This is a genomic window from Lewinella sp. W8 (genome assembly GCF_004375085.3).
GTDB lineage: Bacteria > Bacteroidota > Bacteroidia > Chitinophagales > Saprospiraceae > Neolewinella.
This window is the reverse complement of the sequence record NZ_SNAQ03000080.1, coordinates 1-381: the sequence shown is the minus strand read 5'-3', so window position 1 is coordinate 381 and position 381 is coordinate 1. Positions and strand designations below refer to the sequence as shown.

1 pseudogene is annotated in these 381 nt (G+C 57.5%); it reads right to left on the bottom strand.

The features are described 5' to 3' along the window. Positions 1-381 (bottom strand): annotated as a pseudogene (locus E1J53_RS24115) (hypothetical protein); the annotation flags it as partial.

The window sequence follows — 381 nt, the reverse complement described above, 5'->3', positions numbered from 1 at the left end:
GTCGATGTTGTCATCGCCGTTGTCGTCGTCGTCTCCGTCGTTGTCGTCACCGTTATCCAGCAGGATATCGAACTGCGGGAAGCCGGGGTTGTAGTTCAGGTCAGCAAACTTGCTCAACCAGGCGATGTCGTCAGCCGTCGTCGTCTGGCTAACACCAGGACGTACGTGCAGGTACATCAGCTCCGTTTCCGGGTTGCGGTCACCCTCGCGATCCCGGGGGATCAGGTAAGCCTGGCCGATGCTGTTGTACTCACACCAGTTGATGATGTCGTAAGTAACTTCCAGCTTGAAGCACTCCTCGGAAGCAGTACCCGTCGTGCGGAAGGTGTCAACGCTGGGGTTGATCGTGATCAGGTCACAGGCACGCTCGTCGATGCCGAT